The following is a 3,500-nucleotide window of genomic DNA, read 5'->3' on the forward strand; positions in this document are numbered from 1 at the left end:
TGAATGTACGCAGATGCGTTTACATGTTGTATTGCTGGATAATGGATATTATGAGTTTATCTGGAGCCACCACCATATTATCATGGACGGATGGTGTCTGGGTATTCTGATCAATGATTTTACTTCAATTCTGAGTTCACTGGAGAATGGAAAGGCTCCGGTTTTACCTGAAGCAGAGAAGTATTCCACCTACATCAATTGGCTGGGCAGGGTTGACAGAGATTCTACGCTGGAATACTGGAAAAAGTATCTTGACGGGTTAAATTCAGCAACCCTTATTCCGTTTGAAAAACCAAAAGAAGATACTTCATATGACCTGTCATCTCATATCTCTTTTATAGACCGCGCGATATATAAAGACCTTGTGCAGTTCTGCCAGGAATGTGGCATTACGTTGAACACATATATTCAGGCAGTATGGTCTTATTTACTGAGCTCCTATAATCACTCTGAAGACGTAATATTCGGAGCTGTAGTCTCAGGAAGACCTCCAGAAGTATCAGGAATTGAAAGTATGGTAGGTTTGTTTATCAATACCATTCCTGTTCGTGTCATCCTTAACCGGGATGATACCCCAAGAAGTCTTTTAAATAAAGTTCATGAGGATTCTATAAAAAGTACAGACCACCATTACCTCAGCCTTGCAGAGATACAGTTGAAAAGAAATCTGATCAATCACATTCTCATATTCGAAAATTTTCTAATGAACAATGAGGTGGCAGCAAATGAAAGTGAGACTAGTAAGATGACCGTAGAAAAGTCTAATCTACATTTACAGACTACCTACGATTTTAATTTTGAAATTTTACCTACAGGGCTGGACATGAGAATATTGGTTGATTATAACAAAAATGTTTTTGATGATTATTCAGTTGTCAATATTGTTAAGGCATTTGAAGAAATTCTAGTGTTTTTCAAAGCTAATATGGACCTTCCGCTTTATGAAACCAAAGAGAAATTAGAAAAACAGAGTATCTATTTCAAGGCAGTTGTTCAACAAAACATAAAAGAGATCATAACTTCCATGGATGCTGATCTTATCAAACAAAAAAATTCAAAAAAATTAAGTGCATTTATAAAAAAATAACAATTATGGACAGATTAAGCAAATTAAAAAATCAGAACAGTACTCCAGTATCTTCAGACGATAGCATTTTGAAGGATTTTATAAATGAAGAAAAATATCCTTTTGTGATTCAGGCATCGGATTCAGATATCAATTTAAAAGACTGGCTGAAAGAAAACAGTGAATATTTTGATAAAAATTTATTAGAATACGGAGCTATATTATGCAGAGGATTTAATATTGATGCTGCAGAAAAGTTTCAGGATTTGGTTTCCGTTTTCGAAAAGCCGGCTTTAGAATACAAGTTCCGTTCTTCACCAAGGTATTCAATAATGAATAACGTATATGTTTCAACAACTTATCCTAATAGCTACAGTATCAATATGCATAGTGAGCATTCATATGCACCATCACCACCAGATAAGATCATATTTTGCTGTGTTCTTCCTGCATCATTAAGAGGAGAAACACCTATAGCAGATAACAGAAGAGTATTGAGAAACATCAGCGAGGAGCTTAAAAATAAGTTTATGGAAAAAGGAATTCTTTATAAAAGAAGAATGAATGGCTTGCTGGGGTTGCCATGGCAGGAAGTTTTTCAGACAACAGATAAGAGTGAAGTGGAAGCAGAATGTGAAAAAAACGGCATTTCTTATAATTGGCTGGATGAAGATGATCTGGTAGTTACCTGGAAAAAGAAAGCAATCATTGAGCACCCTGTCAGTAAAGAATCAATATGGTTTAATCATGGGATGTTTTTTAACAAATACAGTTATGACGAAATATTATTGTCAGCGATAGACTCTGACGATGAACTTCCCAACAATACTTATTTTGGAGATGGACAGGAGTTTACCAAAGAAGAATATGCAGAGCTGTATGAGGCATACAAAAAAGCAACGGTATATTTCCCATGGGAAAAAGGTGATGTACTGTTCCTTGATAATTACCTGTCTTCTCACGGAAGAAATTCATACGAAGGTGAAAGAAAAATAATTGTTTCTATGTGCTAGTTTCATCTGAAAATATATTAAATATATGGAGAAAGTTAAAGGATATAAATTATCCGAAAATCAGATCAATTTGCTGTCAGCAGGATCAGATAATATAGATCGGTTTTATAATCAGGTTATTATAACGATAAAAGAAAAATACTCAAAGGAAGAGATTATTCCCCATATTTATGAGTGCATAAAAGAGCATGAAGTATTATCATATAAAATATTTTCAAATAATGATCTCAAAAATGCTATTCAGTTTGAAGGTGATGGAGAAATTGAAATAAAGAACTGGTACTACGATTATGATGTTGATTACGAAACTTTTATGCATGATGTTCAGACAGATTTTGGATATTGTTATAAGTATTCGGATGATAAAGCACTTAGAGTGGGGCTGGGAATAGTTTCAGGATATGTTAAATTTATTGTAATTCGTTTGTATTCATTGTTTGGTGATTTATATAGTGGCTTATATTTGTTGAAAGAAATTCAGGAAAGAATGGCAGGACAATATGAACACCAGAATAAAATAGAATTTTATAATTTTTCTTCCTGGCAGAATGATCTTTTGGAAGAGCCTGAAGAGGATGCCAAGATGTTTTGGGAAATCTATAATGCAACGCCGGAAAATAAAGTTATCCCATTTGGAGGGAAAGCTGAAGTTTTTACTCCGGAAAGAAAAAATATACTTTCTGTCAATAAAGAAGGCTACTCTGATTTGATAAAAAGACTGGATAACTTTAACTTACATATAGAATCTTATTTAGTCTTATGTTTAAATAACTATCTTTCTGTTTATAAAACTGATGATAAAGAAATTACCATCGGCTATGTAAATCAAAACCGACAATATGATGAGCTGATTCATACCATAGGGTATGTGAATTCTATGTCAGCATTAAATCTTAAAGCCCATTCTTCTGATTTTACAATATCGGAAAATGCGGTAAGAATAGAAAAAGGTATTGAAAATGTAAAAAGCTGGGCAGATTATTTTACTTTAAACAGGAAAAAACAAAACAAAGTATATTTTAAATACGGTTTTGAATATATCGACACCAGAAAAGCTTTGAATCATACGGATATTGACATCGTTAATATATACTCTGTACAGGATATTTTTGACTGTAAATTTACTGTTATTGATTCGGGTGAAGATTTAACAGTGGATCTGTATTATAACAGTGCTGTTTTTTCATCTCTGGAAAAAGAACTTATTGAAGAGCAGTTTAAAAAGGTATACCATCAATTACTGCACGAACAGAAAACAGCTGTAATACAGATTGATGAAAAAATCACTGCCTTGGCTAATGATACTTCAGTTACGGTTCCTTCGGGAGAGACTGTGGTAAGCTTATTTGAATCACAGGTGGTAAAAACACCTTCAGCGTTTGCTTTAGAATTTGAAGGGCGTGAGCTTAGTTATGAAGGTC

Annotated in this window: 3 protein-coding genes; all 3 read left to right on the top strand. The window is 33.7% G+C overall.

The genetic code is table 11. The annotated features are described in order from the left end of the window. Positions 1 to 1,087: condensation domain-containing protein (locus CRS_RS12095; protein ID WP_228451238.1), on the top strand; the 1,087-nt coding region annotated here is incomplete at its 5' end. 5 nt (positions 1,088 to 1,092) lie between these two features. Next, on the top strand, positions 1,093 to 2,079 hold the full coding sequence (locus CRS_RS12100; protein WP_142724300.1) for a TauD/TfdA family dioxygenase: 987 nt from the start codon (positions 1,093 to 1,095) through the stop codon (positions 2,077 to 2,079). A 25-nt stretch (positions 2,080 to 2,104) separates the two neighbouring features. Next, positions 2,105 to 3,500: hypothetical protein (locus CRS_RS12105; RefSeq protein ID WP_172617054.1), on the top strand; the 1,396-nt coding region annotated here is incomplete at its 3' end.

Source organism: Chryseobacterium sp. ON_d1, from assembly GCF_006829085.1.
Taxonomy (GTDB): Bacteria; Bacteroidota; Bacteroidia; order Flavobacteriales; family Weeksellaceae; genus Chryseobacterium.